The sequence below is a fragment of the Bacillus sp. CZDM1 genome (assembly GCF_055502545.1).
Map to the genome: position 1 here is coordinate 1 of NZ_JBUESO010000018.1, position 18,761 is coordinate 18,761.

The following is an 18,761-nucleotide window of genomic DNA, read 5'->3' on the forward strand; positions in this document are numbered from 1 at the left end:
TTGGTCTGGTAGTTCAGTTGGTTAGAATGCCTGCCTGTCACGCAGGAGGTCGCGGGTTCGAGTCCCGTCCAGACCGCCATTTTTATTAAAATGGCACAGTAATGTGGCTCAGTAGCTCAGTCGGTAGAGCAAAGGACTGAAAATCCTTGTGTCGGCGGTTCGATTCCGTCCTGAGCCACCATTTGTTTTTAAATGAAAAATTTTATGATGGCGATTGTGGCGAAGTGGTTAACGCACCTGATTGTGGTTCAGGCATTCGTGGGTTCGATTCCCATCAGTCGCCCCATTTATTTATTTATAATAGTGCGGGTGTAGTTTAGTGGTAAAACCTCAGCCTTCCAAGCTGATGTTGTGAGTTCGATTCTCATCACCCGCTCCATATGGGCCTATAGCTCAGCTGGTTAGAGCGCACGCCTGATAAGCGTGAGGTCGATGGTTCGAGTCCATTTAGGCCCACCAGAATTTTTTGCGAGGCAAAATAATTAGAATTTTTTGTGAAGCAAAATAACTTTTTACTGTTCCGCAGTAGCTCAGTGGTAGAGCTATCGGCTGTTAACCGATCGGTCGTAGGTTCGAGTCCTACCTGCGGAGCCATTTTTTATGGGGAAGTACTCAAGAGGCTGAAGAGGCGCCCCTGCTAAGGGTGTAGGTCGGGTAACCGGCGCGAGGGTTCAAATCCCTCCTTCTCCGCCATAAAAATTAAGGCCCCTTGGTCAAGTGGTTAAGACACCTCCCTTTCACGGAGGTAACACGGGTTCGAATCCCGTAGGGGTCATACAAAAAGGCTGATGATATATTATCATCAGTTTTTTTGTGCTTTTTTTATAGTAAAGGCTCTGTTATTATTCATTGTTGATTTTCGTGTAGAGTTGAGAATTCATAGGCGGAGAATTTCCGGTTATTGTATAAAGAGTAAGCGTAAGAAGGTGATTTAAGCGGAGATATTCCGGTTAACTGCTTTAAATATGACAAAATCCATGGATTTGGATACAATAAGCGGAAAAACTCCGCTTATTTTCTAAAAACAGTGAAATCATCATTCAGTTTTAATAGAGCCATAGTAAACAATACAATACCTAAATCTATGGAGTGACCGAACACCTGTAGATTATGCCATATGGGTAACTCCAGCCTCTTTATGCCATGCAGCATAAGCCATTATGAAATGTCCGCTTTCATTCTAATTGTCCTTACTAACTCCTATGTTAGAATCATCTCAAATTATTTGTTGTTATATAAGAAAAATAAACAATTCAATCCTCTAAAACGTCCATAGCTAGCCTAAGATTTGAGAGAGTAATGTCTAAGGAAAAATACTATTTTAATATAATTATATCCATTTCCGCATCACCGGGAAAACCGTTGGTAACGCTTACATTCTCTAGGTTTTATATAATTTTATACTGTTTAATTTATAATAAATCAAATAATATTTTTTACCCAAAATCGCAAAAAAACTTTATATATTTTTGTCGTTAATTGAAGGAATCTCTGTTGAATGTTGTCGTAAGTTGTTGAAATATCCGGTTATATGACAGACTATAAAACTTATTGTCAGAAAAGATAAAAAAGTTTTATAAGGATTATTTGTTATTTGCACTTATAATTAACCCTTGAAATACATTTTCACAAGGATGAGGTTATTAATGGCAGTGAATACTTTATATCCAACAGAATATCAGTTGCATTTATTTCATGAGGGAAACCTTTTTCAAAGTCATCAGCTTTTTGGGGCACACGTGTTTACAGAATCAGACAAAGTCTATACGAGATTTTGTGTTTGGGCTCCCAATGCTAAAGAAGTCAGGCTAGTGGGTAATTTCAATAGCTGGATAGGAGAAGGTTACGATTTACATAGGGTAAACAATGAAGGTGTATGGATTTTAGTCATTGATCAAGACCTAAGTGGCAGCCTCTATAAATATGAAATAACAACAACGCAAAATGAAAAAATTTTAAAAGCAGATCCATATGCCTTCTATTCCGAACTAAGGCCAAATACTGCTTCAATCGTTTACTCATTGAAGAATTACGATTGGCAGGATAACCATTGGATGTACCGGAAACAAAAAAAGAACATTTTGTCAGAGCCGCAGGTAATTTATGAAGTTCATTTTGGATCTTGGAAGAAACATGAAAATGGCGATTTTTTAACATATAGGGATATGGCAGAAGAACTCATTCCTTATGTGCTTGAACATGGGTTTACACATATTGAATTATTACCTCTTATTGAACACCCCTATGACGGTTCTTGGGGATATCAAGGAACTGGGTATTTTTCCACAACCTCTCGCTATGGAACACCAAAGGACTTCATGTACTTTGTTGACCAATGTCATCAGAATGGCATTGGCGTTATTCTTGATTGGGTGCCTGGTCACTTTTGTAAGGATTCACATGGGTTATATCGTTTTGATGGCTCACATATTTATTCCTACGAAACAGAGAGTGACAGGGAAAACAAAGTCTGGGGGACAGCAAACTTTGACCTCGGAAAAGGTGAAGTTCAAAGCTTCCTCATCTCAAATGCCTTTTTTTGGATAGATTATTTTCATATTGATGGATTTAGGATGGATGCTGTTGCTAATATCATTTATTGGCCAAATTCAGACGATAATCAAGAAAATCCATTTGGAATTGAGTTTCTTAAAAAGCTAAATGTAGAAGTACATGAATATGATCCAACGTTTGTCATGATTGGTGAAGATTCAACAGACTTCCCTAACGTTACCTCGCCTGTCCATTATGGTGGATTAGGCTTCGATTATAAATGGAATATGGGCTGGATGAATGACATGTTAAAATACATGGAAACTCCGCCATTTGCACGTGCAAATGTCCATACTAAAGTGACATTTTCACTTCTTTATGCCTTCTCTGAAAACTTTATGCTCCCATTTTCACATGATGAAGTGGTCCATGGTAAGAAGTCATTATTAGATAAAATGCCGGGTGATTATTGGGAGAAGTTTGCGCAGCTTCGCTTGCTTCTAGGATACATGTTTGCGCATCCTGGGAAGAATCTACTGTTTATGGGATTTGAGCTTGGTCAGTTTTCAGAATGGAAAGATAAAGAACAATTAGATTGGAATTTATTAGATTATGAAATGCATCAAAATGTAAATCAATATGTTAAACAATTAACAAAAATATACAAACGCTCTAAAGCTCTTTATGAGCTTGACCATAATCATGATGGTTTTGAATGGATTGACTGTAATAACGAAAGCCAATCAGTCTTTTCTTTTATTAGGAAAGGTAAGTCGGAAAATGATTATTTAGTCATCATATGCAATTTTACAGGTGTTCACTATCCAGAATTTAAAATTGGCGTACCCATTCAAAGTGAGTTTAGGGAAATTTTAAATAGTGACCATCAAGACTTTGGCGGCTCTGGATTTGTGAATAAGAAAACATTTATGTCTGAAGAAGTGCCATTTCATGGTAAACCATATTCCGTTAATGTGACGATTCCGCCTTTTGGCTTTCAGATCATACGACCGGTGAAAAAACGAAAGGAGAGAAAAGGGAATGGGAAAGAAGAAGTGCGTAGCTATGCTATTGGCAGGAGGGAAAGGAAGTAGACTTAACTCACTTACGAAGGATTTGGCAAAGCCTGCTGTTCCTTTTGGAGGAAAGTACAGAATCATTGATTTTCCATTAAGCAATTGTGCAAATTCAGGTATTGATACAGTGGGAGTCTTAACACAATATCAACCATTGCTATTAAACTCGTATATAGGTATTGGTAGTGCATGGGACCTTGACCGAAAAGATGGAGGGGTAACTGTTTTACCCCCATATGCTGAGACTTCTGAGGTAAAGTGGTATACCGGAACGGCTAGTGCTATTTATCAAAACCTTAATTATTTAAAGCAATACCAGCCTGAATATGTACTCATTCTCTCAGGTGACCACATTTACAAAATGAATTATGAGAGTATGCTTGATTATCATATTGAGAAAAGAGCAGATGTAACGATCTCTTTAATAGAAGTTCCTTGGGCGGAAGCTAGCCGTTTTGGGATTATGAATACAAACGAGGATTTAAGAATAACAGAGTTTGAGGAAAAGCCAGCAGAGCCGAAAAATAATTTAGCTTCGATGGGCATTTATATTTTTAGCTGGAATATACTGAAAGAATATCTTGAGATGGACGCAAGAAATTCTAAATCCTCCCACGATTTTGGTAAAGATATTATTCCAACGCTGCTAGAAGAAAATAAGAAGTTATATGCCTATCCTTTTAAAGGCTATTGGAAGGATGTAGGGACAGTTAAGAGTCTTTGGGAAGCAAATATGGATTTATTAAATGACGAATGTGATTTAGACCTATTTGATCACGATTGGAGAATCTATTCTGTAAATCCAAATCAACCTCCTCAGTATATTTCTCCTGAAGCAATTGTTAAGGAGTCATTAATTAATGAGGGCTGTACGATTGAAGGGGAAATAGATAATTCTGTTTTATTCCAAGGCGTCAGCGTCGGTAAAGGATCCATCATAAAGGAATCGGTCATCATGCCTGATGCAGTGATTGGTGAAAACGTTAAGATTGAAAAAGCAATTGTTCCAAGTGATGCTGTCATTCCAGATGGAACTGTGATTCGTTCATTTGATGATGAAATTATTCTTGTTACAGAAGAAATGTTAAGTGGGTTACATCCTGCTTTATAATATACGGGAGGGACATGTATTGAAGAGAAAGCTATTAGGTGTTATTGACGCAACAACGTACCATGATGATCTAGAGGACCTTTTGACACACCGTTCACTTGCTGCCCTGCCTTTCGCAGGACGTTATCGTATCATTGATTTTGTTCTTTCAAATATGGTTAATTCTGGGATTAGGAGTGTAGCCATCTTTCCGAAAATGATGTATCGATCGCTAATGGATCACCTTGGCTCAGGAAAGAATTGGGATTTGAATCGTAAACGTGATGGCCTTTTCTTTTTCCCTACTCCCGTTGTTGATTCAGATATTAATAAAATTGGTTCATTTGAGAACTTTGCAGCAAACTTAGATTTCTTTTACCGCAGTTCTCAAGAGTATTCGATTATTACGAATTGTTATACCGTTCTGAATATGAATTTCAAACCATTGCTAGAATACCATATCCATTCTGGGTGTGATATAACCGAGATTCACCATGAAGATGGAACACCAATGGAAATGTATTTAGTGAAAACATCTTTACTTATTAAACTAATTGAAACAAGAAATGAAACAGGTTATACATGTATGAAAGATGTTGTGTTAGACCCTGACCATTATTACAGCATTTGCCGCTATGAATATTCCGGCTATGCTGTCATGATAAACTCTATTCAAAACTATTATTCTACTAGTTTAAATTTATTGAATTCCGATGTTTGGAAGCAATTATTTATAAAAGAACAGCCAATCCTAACAAAAGTTAAAGATGAGCCGCCAACTCGTTATTTGAAGGGATCAACTGTCCAAAATGCAATGATTGCTAATGGCTGCTTAATCAATGGTTCGGTTGAAAATAGTATCATCTCCAGAGGCGTAAAAATTGGAAAAGGAGCAGTTATTAAAAATAGCATTATCATGCAAAAATGTGTGATTGAAGATAACTGTTATCTTGATTCTGTTATATTAGACAAAGACGTAAAGGTTGAGGAAGGTACAATCTTAACAGGTACCGCCAGAGATCCTATTGTTGTGCGTAAAGGGGCGAAGCAAGGAGCGTTGATGAATACGTGAAAGTATTATTTGCAGTATCAGAATGTGGTCCATTTGCAAAATCAGGGGGGCTTGCAGACGTTGCAGGCTCTCTGCCTAAAGAACTGAAAAGTCTAGGTACTGACGTACGGGTTATTCTGCCTAAGTATGGAAGTATTGCCGATGACTTTAAAGCGGATATGAAAAAACTGACTGAATTCAGTGTTCCTGTTGGCTGGAGAAACCAATATTGTGGAATTGAAGAGCTTATCTATCAAGGAGTAACCTATTACTTTGTTGATAATGAATATTATTTTAAACGTGAAGGGTTCTATGGATATTATGATGATGGCGAAAGGTTCGCCTATTTTAACCGGGCTGTATTGGAAGCTTTGGCACATCTAGACTTTTATCCAGATGTCCTTCATTGCCATGACTGGCATACAGCCATGATTCCATTTTTATTAAGAATGGAATATTACAAACGAAAAGACTATGGTTTGATTCGTACTGTTTTCACGATTCACAATTTACAATTTCAGGGCATTTTCCCAAGAGAAACGCTAGGAGACTTGCTTGGCTTAGATTGGGGATCTTTCCACCCTGAAAATTTAGAGTTTTTTGGCTGTATAAATTATATGAAGGGCGCGCTTGTTGCAGCAGACGAAATAACAACGGTTAGCCCAACCTATAAACAGGAAATTCAAACTCCGGAATATGGAGAAAAACTGGAAGGTCTTTTGAAAACGAGAGAAGAAGATTTAGTTGGAATTTTAAATGGTATAGATGATAAATTCTATAACCCAGCGCATGACACGCTGCTCTACAAAACTTTTTCAGCAAATAATCTTGAGGATAAAGCGATTAACAAAAGTGAAGTCCAAAAGCACTTTGGGCTGCCACAGAGCCCAAACACACCATTAATGGTGATGATTACTAGGCTGACAAAACAAAAAGGATTAGACCTCGTTAAATGTGTATTAAGAGACATTCTTCATGAAGATATTCAAATGGTTGTTCTGGGTACTGGGGATTATGGCTATGAAGAGTATTTGCGTCATGCAGCAAACTCCTATCCAAATAAATTAAAGGTGCACATCGGTTTTAGTGAAGGACTGGCTCACAAGCTATATGCAGCTGCTGACCTTTTCCTAATGCCATCTCTATTTGAGCCATGCGGTCTTGGTCAACTTATTGCGATGAAGTACGGCGCGGTGCCTATTGTACGTGAAACAGGCGGTCTAAATGATACGGTACAATCTTGGAATGAGACTACTAATGAGGGAAATGGGTTTTCTTTCAAAAATTTTAATGCCCATGACATGCTTTACACCATTAGAAGGGCATTACGCTTTTATCATGACCCCGCTTGGGAAACAATCGTTCAAAAAGCGATGGAAAAGGATAACAGCTGGGCCCAGTCTGCATTTAAGTATAATCAGCTTTATGCAGAGCTGATCTTGAGGAGTGAAACCCATGTTTTCTAATCCAACAGAGTTTAAAAACCATTTTTTAAAGAGGGTGAATATGGTTTGCGGCAAGAGCTTTTCAGAAAGCTCAGAGCGAGACCATTACCAAACACTTGGGATTATGATTCGGGAATTTGTAAGTCACGATTGGATAAAAACGAATGAACGATACTTGGCTGCAAAAGGAAAACAAGTTTATTATCTATCGATAGAATATTTGTTAGGAAAGCTCCTGCGGCAAAACCTAATCAATTTGGGAATCGAAGAAACCGTACAAGTTGGTCTTCGGGACCTTGGAATCGATTTAAGTGACTTGGAGGAATTAGAAAGTGACGCAGGCTTAGGAAATGGTGGCTTAGGCAGATTAGCCGCTTGTTTTCTTGATTCCCTTGCCTCGCTGGATCTCCCAGGACATGGTCATGGTATACGCTATAAGCATGGTCTTTTTGAACAGAAAATAGTCGATGGCTATCAAGTAGAACTCCCAGAGCAATGGCTCAGGAGTGGAAATGTCTGGGAAGTCCGAAAAGCAGATTTAGCTGTTAAAATTCCTTTTTGGGGGAAGGTCGAAGGAAGAACAGAGAATGGCCGTTTAACGTTTCAACATTTGAATGCCGAAAGTGTAACGGCTGTTCCACATGATATGCCGGTCATTGGTTTTAATTCTGAAACGGTTAACACATTGAGACTATGGAATGCAGAACCATCTCAATTCCCTTTCCATGAGGATATCTTAAAGTATAAACGTGAAACGGAGTCTGTCTCAGAATTTCTCTATCCGGATGATACACATGATGAAGGGAAGATACTAAGGTTAAAGCAGCAATATTTCCTAGTATCAGCAAGCATTCAATCCATCATCAAAACGTATCGTAAACAACACGGAAACTTAAAGGAACTTCATCAACACGTTTGTATTCACATAAATGATACCCATCCTGTATTGGCTATTCCTGAACTAATGAGAATCCTAATTGATGACGAAGGTTTTGATTGGGATTTAGCTTGGTATATTACAAAACATACCATTTCCTATACCAATCATACGACCTTATCAGAAGCGTTGGAAAAATGGCCAATTCGGATTTTTCAGCCGCTGTTACCACGAATTTATATGATTGTCGAAGAAATAAATGAACGATTTTGCGGGGAGTTATGGGACCAATATACAGGGGATTGGGATAGGATTGCAAAGCTGGCGATCATTGCTGATGGCTATGTAAAAATGGCTCATTTAGCGATTGTGGGGAGTTTCAGTGTCAATGGAGTGGCCAAGCTGCATACAGAAATTCTAAAAACACGTGAAATGAATCAATTTTATCAGCTGTTTCCGGAAAAATTCAATAATAAAACGAATGGTATCGCCCACCGCCGCTGGCTATTAAAAGGAAATCCTGACTTATCGGCCTTAATTTCTGAATCCATTGGGTCTTCATGGACAAATTCACCAGGTGATTTAATTCAATTACTAAAATTTCAGAATGATACGTCCTTTATGGATAAACTTTTAGATATTAAGAGAAATAACAAAAAGCTACTCGCTGACGTGATCCAAAGCCATAACGGCATTGTTGTGGATTCCTCTGCTATCTTTGATGTCCAGGTTAAGCGTCTGCATGCCTATAAGAGGCAGCTTCTAAAGGTATTACATATTATGTATCTTTATAATCGAATAAAAGAGGATTCTAGTTTTTCAATGGTGCCAAGAGTATTCATTTTTGGAGCAAAGGCATCTCCCGGTTATTATTATGCAAAGAAAATTATTAAGCTTATTAATACGGTAGCTGAGAAGGTTAACAATGACCCCGCTATTGGCGATAAAATGAAAGTCGTTTTCCTCGAAAACTACCGCGTTTCGCTTGCGGAAAAAGTCTTTCCTGCTGCTGATTTAAGTGAACAAATTTCAACCGCAAGTAAAGAGGCCTCTGGTACTGGAAACATGAAATTTATGATTAATGGAGCACTGACAGTAGGAACAATGGATGGGGCCAATATTGAGATTCATGAATTGGTTGGGGATGAGAATATCTTTACATTTGGACTTTCTGCTGATGAAGTACTACATTATTACCAGCATGGCGGTTATCAATCGATTGAATATTATCACCATGACAGCCGCATCCGTCAGGCAGTTGATCAGCTTGTTAATGGATTTTTCCCTGGTGTCTATAACGAATTTGAACCGATTTTTGATTCCTTGCTGGAGGAAAATGATCAGTACTTTGTATTAAAGGATTTTGCTTCCTATGCTGACACACAAAAGAAAATTGGTGAGACCTTTAGGAATCAGCAAATCTGGCAAAAGAAGTGCCTAATAAACATAGCCCATGCAGGATATTTTTCCAGTGATCGGACAATCCAAGAATATGCGGACAATATCTGGGGTATTAAATCTTTCTAAATAGTAAAAGGCTTCTACTTGAAAATAGCAGAAGCCTTTTATTATTTAAAATGAAACAAAGTGTCCAATAAGAATACCAATTGCAAGTAAGAACCCAAAGATTGTATTAGTTTGTGCGGTTGCCTTCATGGCAGGGGCCATTTGAATGGGTGAAACACCTGCTTTAAAGCCTTTAATTGCTTTCAGTGCTTTAGGAATACTAAGAAGCACGATTACTGTCCAAATTGGAGCAATTTCTGTGACGATGAGACCTAATATCCAAAGAAATGAAAAAATGAACATGTAACCCATTAAAGTAACTGCCCTATTTTTACCTATTAAAATGGCTAATGTTTTTCGGCCATTTTCCTTATCGCCCTCTAAATCCCTAATGTTATTAGAGAAATTAATGGCACCAACTAGAACTAAAATTGGAACTGAAATTAGGAGGCTAGTAGATGTTACCGTTCCCGATTGGATATAGAATGAAATTAAAATGATTAACATACCCATAAAGAACCCTGCGAAAATCTCTCCAAATGGAGTATAAGCAATTGGATAAGGACCTCCTGTATACAAATAACCAACTGCCATACAAACAAGCCCAAGAAGTGCCAGCCACCAGCTAGTACTCATACAAATATAGATCCCAATCAATAATGCAATCCCATAGAGGCTTAAAGCGAGCTGCATGACTGTTCTCGGCTTAATACCATCGCGGACAATGGTACCACCTATTCCAATTGAATGTTCATTATCGAGTCCGCGTTTATAATCATAATACTCATTAAACATATTAGTAGCTGCTTGTATTAATAAACTCGCAATTAACATGGCAAAGAAAAGACCAAAATGTATTTCCCCATGTGCAAGTGCAAGTGCTGTACCTAGCAAAACTGGAACAAATGCTGCAGTTAACGTATGGGGACGTGTCATTTGCCACCAAACTTGAAAACCACGATTCGATTCAACAGCAGGCTTAGAAGTGTGCTGAATATTTGGCTGCATTTTCTTCTCTCCCTTTTTAAAAATTTATCTATAACATAATTAATTTGTAATATGAGCTTGAAACTTTCCAACCCTAAGTTTATGCGAATTCGGCGACTATAGTCAATTATTTTTTATTAGCTAAATTAGTAGATTATTCCTGTCTGATTATTAATGAGAATTTGGAGGGAAAATGAAATAAACGAGTGAAAATCAAAAACAACCCTGATCGGTATTATTTAAGATATAATGAGGAAGTCAAAGAGGATAGATAGTGACAAGTATTACTGACTTCTTTACAATGAAAGTAGTATCTTTAAATTGGCATTAATAATGAATGGATAACAGTCATTTGACTGTTTTGGAGGGATTTTTTTGGTTACCATTCAGGAAACGGAATTAAAGGAAAGGGGTCTTTTGGCAGTTAGTACTGCTCAAAAACTAGGCCGGCCCATTCTAATAAGTGAAGTACATAAAATGGATAGTATTGAACCAATATCCTTTTTTAATAGTGGAAGAGAGCGCTATCTAGGAGAAAGGTTCTATTGGAAAGACCCATCGGAAGAAGTGGTGGTTATTGGCCTTGGCATATCAAAACAAATTCAGTCGGATCAGGCTACTGACCGCTTTTTTCATGTTGAAGAGGAATGGAAGGGATTTTTAAAGGACAGTCTTATCTTTAACCCGTACAAAGAAAATGGCATAGGTCCCGTAATGTTTGGCGGATTTTCCTTTGATCCGCATAAGCCGAAAACAACGCTTTGGTCTAAATATGCAGATTCTTTATTTCATATTCCAAAGTTTATGTTGACAATTGTTGAAGGGCAAACTTTTTTAACGACGAATATTGTTTGTACCCAAAATGATGATTATACACTTTTTGAAAAAGTAGTAAATGAGCGAGTCCAATTACTCATGTCTTCTAAAGAAGATTTTGTATTAAAACCGGCAAAACTCCTTGAAACAAAAGAAATTTCTCCACAGGAATGGAAACAGAGTGTGGATGATGTGGTTGAGGATTTAAAATCCGGCTCATTAAAAAAGGTAGTTCTTGCTAGGGAACTAAGGTTATTTTTTGATCAACGCGTTAAAGCAGAGGTAATTCTTAAGAATTTGTATAATCAACAGCGTGATAGCTTTATTTTTGTTTTTGAATCTAATGGAGACTGTTTCATTGGTGCTACACCTGAAAGGTTAGTAAAAAAACAAGGAAACGATGTATTCTCTACCTGTCTCGCAGGATCGATTGGACGAGGTAAAACCGAAGAAGAAGACCAGATGTTAGGGCAAACATTACTTAACGATAAGAAAAACCTTATTGAGCATGGATATGTAGTTGAAATGATAAAAGAAGCTTTAGAAGAATCATGTGAGGAAATAATCCTTCCAGATAAGCCGCAATTAATGAAAATAAGGGACATTCAACACCTTTATACACCTGTCATTGGTAAATGTCAGAAGGACGCATCATTGCTTTTATTAGTTGAAAGGCTTCATCCAACTCCTGCCCTAGGTGGACTTCCTAAGCAAGAAGCTATAGAAAAAATTAGAGAAGTCGAAGAATTGGATCGTGGGTTTTATGCGGCTCCACTTGGATGGTGTGATTATCGAGGAAACGGTGAATTTTCCGTTTCTATCCGATCCGGTCTCATTCAAGATAAGGAAGCTTCATTATTTGCAGGATGTGGTGTCGTTGCGAACTCGGATTCAGAAAGTGAATATTTGGAAACAAGCTTAAAATTCAGACCGATGCTTCGCGCCCTTGGAGGAAATTAATATGAATCATCAAGTATCATTAACAGCGTATTTAGCTGCCTTTGTAGTTGAGTTAGTACAAACAGGAATAAAAGATGTTGTTGTCAGCCCGGGGTCTAGGTCAACCCCTATGGCAATGGTAATGGCAGAACATCCAGAAATAAATATCCATATCCATGTAGATGAACGTTCAGCGGCTTTCTTTGCCTTAGGTATCGCGAAAGCTGCAAACAAGCCAGTGGCCATTTTATGTACTTCTGGGACAGCTGCAGCAAATTATTTTCCAGCAATTATTGAAGCTCGGTATTCACGTGTTCCGTTACTGGTTCTAACCGCTGACCGCCCACATGAACTTAGAGAAGTGGGCGCCCCACAAGCGATTGACCAAATTCATTTATATGGTCAGCATGTAAAATGGTTTGCAGATATGGCTTTGCCTGAGAATAGGGATGAAATAATCCGTTATGCCCGAACTGTTGGTGCACGTGCAGCTGCCATTGCAAGTCAGGCACCTGCTGGACCAGTCCATCTGAATTTTCCGTTCAGGGAACCGCTTATACCTAAACTTGATGAAGAAATCTTCGAATTAAAAGAACGTCCTGCGGGCTATGTTAATGTTCGAAATGGGGAATTGACAGTTCGTGAGGATGAATTTAGGGAGATTTCTCAAAAGCTGGATGGTTATAAAAAAGGAATTATTGTTTGCGGAAACATTGCTGACAACCGATTTGCTCAGGCTGTCACAGAGTTATCAGCAGCCTTGAAATTTCCAGTTTTAGCAGATCCATTGTCACAGCTCAGGAGTGGACTACATCCACTAGAGAATATTGTGGATGCCTATGATACATTTTTAAGGAATGAAGATGCCAAGGAATATTTGAAGCCGGATGTCATTGTCCGCTTTGGTGCAATGCCTGTTTCAAAGGCATTAACTATATTCCTAAAAGAAAATCATCAAGCTGAACAATTTGTCATTGATGGGGCAGGGGGCTGGAGGGATCCGGCAACATTATCAACGGAAATGATTTTCTGTAATGAAACCATTTTTTGCGAGCAGTTGGCAAGCCTAACAGAAACAAGAGAGTCTACAGAATTCATGGACAAATGGCAGGAAATTAATGAGCTTACAAAAGCAAACATGGCTTTAATTAAGGATAGCCAGATGTTAAGCGAAGGTAGATTGTTCTATCAATTAGCGGAAATGCTTCCTGAGGAAGCTACTTTGTTCGTTGGGAATAGCATGCCTATAAGAGACTTAGATAGTTTCTTTCTCAATAATCATAAATCAATAAAAGTTATGGCCAATAGAGGCGCTAATGGGATTGATGGAACTGTATCAACCGCTTTAGGAGCAGCATTATATTCTCAACCATTATACCTGGTTTTAGGAGACCTAACTTTTTTCCATGATTTAAATGGGATGATTGCAGCGAAGCTATATAGTTTAGATATACGAATTATTGTTGTTAACAATAATGGTGGAGGTATTTTCTCCTTCCTCCCTCAATCGCAGCATCCAAAGAATTTTGAGCTTTTATTTGGTACTCCACTAAACTTAGAATTTGAACATGCTGTTTCAATGTTCAGCGGGAATTATACGAAAGTAAAGGATTGGGAGCATCTCCGTGAACTAATGAACAAATCTAACGAAGTCAAAGGTTTAAATGTATATGAAGTGGTAACAAATAGAGACAGTAATTTGACACAACACCGCGAATTTTGGCGTGTTGTTTCCCAGGAAATATCAAATTTTGTCAAAGGTATTCAGTAATGCAGCTACAGATTAATGATATTGGATACCATGTCGAAATGTGCGGGGAAGGATTCCCATTACTTTTATTACACGGCTTTACTGGGGATTCTTCCACTTGGACACCTTTTTGCTCTGCTTGGGGCAAGCATTTTAATTTAATCATTCCAGACATTATCGGTCACGGTAAAACAGAATCACCTATAGATGTAAATCACTATAATATCGAATCAGCTGCTAAAGACTTGCTTAAGCTTTTAGATGGGCTGGAAATTGAACAAACGGATTTGCTAGGGTATTCAATGGGTGGAAGGCTTGCTCTGACCTTTGCAATACTTTATCCGGAGAGAGTTAGAAAGCTAATATTGGAAAGTGTGTCACCAGGACTGAGGACGGCAGAAGAAAGAATGCATCGCCGTATGAAAGATAGGGAACTGGCAAACTTTATAAATGACCAAGGAATTAAATCATTTGTTGACTATTGGGAGGGAATTCCGCTCTTTTCAACGATGAAGGATCTTCCCAAGTCAATTCAAGAAAGTATAAGGAGTCAACGATTATCCAATAATGCGATGGGTCTTGCAAATAGCCTGCTAGGGATGGGAACAGGTTCTCAGCCATCTTGGTGGGGAAAATTAAGCCTCCTCAACTGTGAAGTTTTGCTGTTAACAGGGGAAAAGGATGAAAAATTCTGTAAGATAGCCGAAAAAATGCTAGAGGATATGAAAAAGGCTGCAGGGGTTGTAATTAATGATAGTGGCCATGCAATTCATGTGGAACAAAGAGAAAAGTTTGGTACAATAGTAAGTGACTTTTTGTTAAAAAACTAAGGAGGAGATTGTTTTGACAGTAGAATGGGTAGCAGGACGTAAATATGAAGAAATTCTATACGAAACATATAACGGAATCGCGAAAATCACAATTAATCGCCCACATGTACATAATGCATTTACACCAAGAACCGTTATGGAGTTAATTGATGCGTTTGCCATTGCGCGTGATGATTCTAGTGTAGGAGTTATCGTTTTAACAGGAGCTGGAGATAAGGCATTTTGTTCAGGCGGTGATCAAAGTGTACGTGGACATGGAGGATACGTTGGAGATGATCAAATCCCACGTTTAAATGTTCTAGACTTACAACGCTTAATTCGTGTTATTCCAAAACCAGTTATTGCGATGGTTAAGGGATATGCGATTGGCGGCGGTCACGTTTTACACATTGTCTGTGATTTAACGATTGCAGCCGATAATGCCGTTTTTGGACAAACCGGTCCAAAGGTAGGAAGCTTTGACGCTGGTTATGGTTCAGGCTATCTAGCAAGAATTGTGGGTCATAAAAAGGCTCGTGAAATTTGGTTCTTATGCCGTCAGTATAATGCACAGGAAGCTCTTGATATGGGCTTAGTTAATACAGTTGTTCCACTAGAAAAAGTCGAAGAGGAAACCATTCAGTGGTGTAATGAAATTCTTGAGAAAAGTCCAACTGCCCTTCGTTTCTTAAAGGCAGCAATGAATGCAGATACAGATGGATTAGCAGGTCTTCAGCAATTCGCTGGTGATGCAACATTGCTTTACTATACAACGGAAGAAGCCAAAGAAGGACGTGACTCATTCAAAGAAAAGCGTAAGCCAGATTTTGGTCAATTCCCACGCTTCCCTTGATTTTAAAATTTTTGAACGCAGCTTGATGGAATCCATCAGGCTGTTTTTATATCGAAAAGCGGAAGCGCCTTGTACAGGGGCGACAGGCATAAGACGAGCAGGCTGGAAGGTTGCTTTTTAACCTTCTGGACTGATTGGCTTATGACCCCGAGCCCCTAGGCGCTGCAGCTAGACAAACCGAAAAGCTCCGGCGCCTTGGCCATTTGCGCTAGACAAAATAAAGAAGGTGGTATATTGAATAACGAAACAATGTCTAACTTTTTGAAAAATAGGGCGTTCCTTACACCGGATAGGGTAGCCGTTTATTTTAATGAAAGAACATTAACGTTTAAGGAATTATACGAGGAATCATATCAAAGTGCTGGGAAGCTCCAAAGCTTAGGATTGAAAAAGGATCAATATATAGGTGTATTACTTAAGAATCATCTTGATACCGTCGTGATTTTATTTGCACTTCAGCTATTAGGAATCAAGGCTGTTATTTTTAACAATCGCCTAACGACAAAAGAGTTAATTTGGCAGTTACATGACTCAAAGGCAGCCTCGTTAATTCTCGAAAATGATTTTCATGAAATAAAGCAAGAAGTAGAAGTACCAGTTATTACAAAAGATGAATTGTTTGCAGTGACTCCAAATGATCCTGAAATACAAGAAGAAATTAATTTAGGAGATATCTGTACGGTCATGTATACATCAGGTACAACAGGAAATCCGAAGGGGGTTATTCAAACATACGGAAACCATTGGTGGAGTGCTGTCGGATCAGCATTAAATTTAGGATATACCCAAACTGACCGCTGGCTTTGCAGTGTTCCACTTTTTCATATTAGCGGCTATTCCATATTAATGAAGAGCGTGATCTATGGGATGCCAATCGTTTTACATGAGACATTTGACGCTGGCAAAATAATAGAGGATATAAAAACGAAACGAGTCACCATTATGTCAGTGGTAGGAACCATGCTATTAAGGATGGTTGAAACTTTGAAGGATACTCGGCTGCCAAATCATTTCCGTTGTGCGCTTTTAGGGGGCGGTCCTGCACCTTTACCGTTATTAGAGGTTTGTAAGGCAAAGGAAATTCCGGTTTTTCAATCCTATGGAATGACTGAGACTGCTTCACAGTTCGTTACACTATCTCCGGAGTACAGCATCACAAAACTTGGTTCTGCAGGTAAGCCGTTATTTCCTTCCCAACTTAAGATTACTTTGGAGGATGGAAAAATAGCACCGCCAAAACAAGCTGGTGAAATTATTGTTAAAGGTCCAAATGTGACTATGGGTTATTTATATCGTCCAGAGGTCACTAAGGAAAAATTTACAGAAAGTTGGTTTCATACAGGAGATATTGGTTACTTAGATGAAGAAGGATTTTTATATGTGCTTGATAGACGCTCTGATCTCATTATTTCAGGTGGTGAAAACATATATCCTGCCGAAATTGAATCCGTTTTATTAGCCCATCCCGACGTAGCTGATGCTGGAGTCACAGGCTTTGATGATGAAATATGGGGACAGATTCCCGCTGCATTTATTGTACGAAAAGAAGGGGCTTGTGTTACTCAAGAAGAACTCAAAAAGTTTTGTTTAGAAAACTTGGCGAAATACAAGGTTCCAAAAACGTTCCATTTTACTGAAAAACTTCCAAGGAACGCTGCTAAAAAGTTACTGCGCAGAAAGCTGTGTGAATTGGTTTAGAAGGGCAGGAATAGCGAATGCACATTGCACAAATTAAACTTAACGTAATAAGTATGCCTTTGAAATCACCTTTTCACACTCACCTAGGTACAGTAACAGAACGTGAGGGAATCATCCTAGAGGTAATCGATTCTGATGGAGTTTCAGGCTTCGGGGAGGGAGTGGCCTTTTCTACGCCCTGGTATACAGAAGAAACGGTTAAGACCAGTTTACATATGTTAACCGATATATTAATCCCATTGCTCATGAAGAACCCAATAAAACATCCTGATGAGGCAGCTATCTTATTTAAGTCCATTAGAAGAAACAATATGGCTAAGGCTGGTCTAGAAATGGCCATCTGGGATTTGCATGCAAAAAGGAATACTGAATCCCTTTCGGATAATATTGGCGGTACTAGGAAAAAAGTTGCTTCTGGTGTGGTGGTTGCAGCTGATTCTCTAAGCAGTTCTCTTAATCAAATCGAAAAATACCTTGAAGAAGGTTACCAACGAATTAAAGTTAAGATTAATCCTCAACAGGATTATTCCTTCTTAGCAGGTATCCGGCGTCATTATCCTGAACTTCCTATAATGGCTGATGCCAATTCTGCTTATAAATTGAAAGATATGGAGAGATTAAAAGCACTTGATGACTTTAATCTCTTAATGATTGAACAGCCGCTGGCAAGCGACGATATCATTCAGCATTCATTGCTTCAAAAAGAGTTAAAGACCCCAGTTTGTTTAGATGAGAGTATTGTGAGCTTTGAAGATGCTAAAAATGCGATTGACCTGGGAAGCTGTAAGATCATAAATATTAAAGCAGGAAGAGTGGGCGGTCTTTATGAAGCAAAAAGGATTCATGATTATTGCCTTGATAAGGGAATAGAAGTATGGTGCGGGGGAATGATTGAATTCGGAATATCTCGTGCGCATAACATTGCACTTGCATCACTCCCAGGCTTTACAATCCCCGGCGATATCTCCGCTTCCAATCGATTCTGGGAAGAAGATATCATTACACCTGAAGTAAAAGTAGTAAATGGATATGTCGATGTACCAGATACACTGGGAATTGGATTTATTATAAATGAAAAAAGGCTCCGAAAAACCACAGTAGTAGAGAAATTATTTAAATTCGATAAAAAATAAACCAGACAAAAATGTCTGGTTTATTTTTTGAATTATATATCCGAAGCTTCAAATGTTTTACAATCAGTTTCTTGACTGTTATCAGCTGTTTTCCCTTTATGACTGACAACATAAATACTATCAGCACTGCATTTATTCCCTTTTGCCCAATACGAGCAGTTGTTAACTTCACATAATACATCTTGTGCCATTTTGTATCACTCCTTTAGAATCTTTGTAATACATAAATAGCTTTTGA

General features: G+C 38.4%; 13 protein-coding genes and 8 tRNA genes. 19 read left to right on the forward strand and 2 right to left on the reverse strand.

The features are described from left to right. The first annotated feature begins 2 nt into the window (after positions 1-2). The 13 genes from ACY3XC_RS25470 to ACY3XC_RS25530 all read left to right on the forward strand — a co-directional run bounded on the left by ACY3XC_RS25470 (position 3) and on the right by ACY3XC_RS25530 (position 9,559). A tRNA-Asp gene (locus ACY3XC_RS25470) sits at positions 3-79 on the forward strand. A 26-nt stretch (positions 80-105) separates the two neighbouring features. Beyond that, positions 106-181: transfer RNA gene (locus ACY3XC_RS25475), tRNA-Phe, on the forward strand. A 29-nt stretch (positions 182-210) separates the two neighbouring features. Then, a tRNA-His gene (locus tag ACY3XC_RS25480) sits at positions 211-286 on the forward strand. Positions 287-305: 19 nt separating this feature from the next. Continuing rightward, a tRNA-Gly gene (locus tag ACY3XC_RS25485) sits at positions 306-379 on the forward strand. 3 nt (positions 380-382) lie between these two features. Further along, a tRNA-Ile gene (locus tag ACY3XC_RS25490) sits at positions 383-459 on the forward strand. Between the two features lie 60 nt (positions 460-519). Next, a tRNA-Asn gene (locus ACY3XC_RS25495) sits at positions 520-594 on the forward strand. A gap of 8 nt (positions 595-602) precedes the next feature. Next, positions 603-693 (forward strand) — tRNA-Ser (locus ACY3XC_RS25500). Between the two features lie 10 nt (positions 694-703). Then, positions 704-775 (forward strand) — tRNA-Glu (locus ACY3XC_RS25505). Between the two features lie 871 nt (positions 776-1,646). Beyond that, positions 1,647-3,587, forward strand: coding sequence for a 1,4-alpha-glucan branching protein GlgB (gene glgB / locus ACY3XC_RS25510; protein ID WP_464871091.1), 1,941 nt, complete (start codon positions 1,647-1,649; stop codon positions 3,585-3,587). Continuing rightward, positions 3,535-4,680, forward strand: a complete 1,146-nt coding sequence (locus ACY3XC_RS25515) for a glucose-1-phosphate adenylyltransferase (protein WP_464871092.1) — start codon at positions 3,535-3,537, stop codon at positions 4,678-4,680. Before glgB ends, ACY3XC_RS25515 begins: the two co-directional genes overlap by 53 nt. A 19-nt stretch (positions 4,681-4,699) precedes the next feature. After that, the gene (locus ACY3XC_RS25520) at positions 4,700-5,731 is read left to right on the forward strand and encodes a GlgC family sugar phosphate nucleotidyltransferase (protein WP_464871093.1); all 1,032 of its coding nucleotides are present in this window, start codon (positions 4,700-4,702) and stop codon (positions 5,729-5,731) included. Beyond that, positions 5,728-7,176: a glycogen synthase GlgA gene (gene glgA, locus ACY3XC_RS25525; protein ID WP_464871094.1), complete on the forward strand. Its 1,449-nt coding sequence runs from the start codon at positions 5,728-5,730 to the stop codon at positions 7,174-7,176. The genes ACY3XC_RS25520 and glgA overlap by 4 nt, the downstream gene beginning before the upstream one ends. Then, on the forward strand, positions 7,166-9,559 hold the full coding sequence (locus tag ACY3XC_RS25530; RefSeq protein WP_464871095.1) for a glycogen/starch/alpha-glucan phosphorylase: 2,394 nt from the start codon (positions 7,166-7,168) through the stop codon (positions 9,557-9,559). The genes glgA and ACY3XC_RS25530 overlap by 11 nt, the downstream gene beginning before the upstream one ends. 45 nt (positions 9,560-9,604) lie before the next feature. Here the strand turns inward: ACY3XC_RS25530 and ACY3XC_RS25535 are convergent, their stop codons facing one another. After that, positions 9,605-10,546, reverse strand: coding sequence for a 1,4-dihydroxy-2-naphthoate polyprenyltransferase (locus ACY3XC_RS25535; protein WP_464871096.1), 942 nt, complete (start codon positions 10,544-10,546; stop codon positions 9,605-9,607). Between the two features lie 354 nt (positions 10,547-10,900). On the opposite strand from ACY3XC_RS25535, the gene ACY3XC_RS25540 reads away from it, so the two are divergent. The 6 genes from ACY3XC_RS25540 to menC all read left to right on the forward strand — a co-directional run bounded on the left by ACY3XC_RS25540 (position 10,901) and on the right by menC (position 18,523). Continuing rightward, complete coding sequence (locus tag ACY3XC_RS25540; RefSeq protein ID WP_464871097.1) at positions 10,901-12,301, forward strand: isochorismate synthase; 1,401 nt, start codon at positions 10,901-10,903, stop codon at positions 12,299-12,301. Position 12,302: 1 nt separating this feature from the next. Then, on the forward strand, positions 12,303-14,051 hold the full coding sequence (gene menD, locus ACY3XC_RS25545; RefSeq protein ID WP_464871098.1) for a 2-succinyl-5-enolpyruvyl-6-hydroxy-3-cyclohexene-1-carboxylic-acid synthase: 1,749 nt from the start codon (positions 12,303-12,305) through the stop codon (positions 14,049-14,051). After that, positions 14,051-14,860, forward strand: a complete 810-nt coding sequence (menH, locus tag ACY3XC_RS25550) for a 2-succinyl-6-hydroxy-2,4-cyclohexadiene-1-carboxylate synthase (protein ID WP_464871099.1) — start codon at positions 14,051-14,053, stop codon at positions 14,858-14,860. The genes menD and menH overlap by 1 nt, the downstream gene beginning before the upstream one ends. Positions 14,861-14,873: 13 nt before the next feature. Beyond that, on the forward strand, positions 14,874-15,692 hold the full coding sequence (gene menB, locus ACY3XC_RS25555) for a 1,4-dihydroxy-2-naphthoyl-CoA synthase (protein WP_464871100.1): 819 nt from the start codon (positions 14,874-14,876) through the stop codon (positions 15,690-15,692). Positions 15,693-15,926: 234 nt separating this feature from the next. Then, on the forward strand, positions 15,927-17,390 hold the full coding sequence (locus ACY3XC_RS25560) for an o-succinylbenzoate--CoA ligase (RefSeq protein ID WP_464871101.1): 1,464 nt from the start codon (positions 15,927-15,929) through the stop codon (positions 17,388-17,390). A 17-nt stretch (positions 17,391-17,407) separates the two neighbouring features. Further along, positions 17,408-18,523, forward strand: a complete 1,116-nt coding sequence (menC, locus tag ACY3XC_RS25565; protein WP_464871103.1) for an o-succinylbenzoate synthase — start codon at positions 17,408-17,410, stop codon at positions 18,521-18,523. 32 nt (positions 18,524-18,555) lie between these two features. Here the strand turns inward: menC and ACY3XC_RS25570 are convergent, their stop codons facing one another. Beyond that, positions 18,556-18,714 (reverse strand): DUF1540 domain-containing protein, encoded by a 159-nt coding sequence (locus ACY3XC_RS25570; RefSeq protein ID WP_179160134.1) that lies wholly within the window; start codon positions 18,712-18,714, stop codon positions 18,556-18,558. Between the last annotated feature and the right edge of the window lie 47 nt (positions 18,715-18,761).